Below are 245 nucleotides of genomic sequence, written 5' to 3' on the forward strand. Positions count from 1 at the left end.
GCCGATTGGCACCTGGCAGCCACCCTCTAAACGGGTATTCATGGCGCGCTCCGCTCTGACACAGACTTCGGTATCATCGTGATTCAGCGCCTGCAACAGGCCAATTAAGGTGGTGTCGTCCAGACGGCATTCAATGCCGACCGCACCCTGACCCACGGCGGGCAGGGAAACTTCGGCAGGCATCGCCTGACGAATGCGATCTTCCAGTCCCAGGCGTTTCAGCCCGGCGACAGCAAGAATAATCG

The 245-nt window shown here is 59.6% G+C and carries 1 pseudogene; it reads right to left on the minus strand.

The annotated features are described in order from the left end of the window. Positions 1 to 245: pseudogene (locus tag SB756_RS33920) on the minus strand (hydroxymethylbilane synthase); the annotation flags it as partial.

The organism is Pseudomonas sp. SIMBA_068 (assembly GCF_046534705.1).
GTDB lineage: Bacteria > Pseudomonadota > Gammaproteobacteria > Pseudomonadales > Pseudomonadaceae > Aquipseudomonas > Aquipseudomonas putida.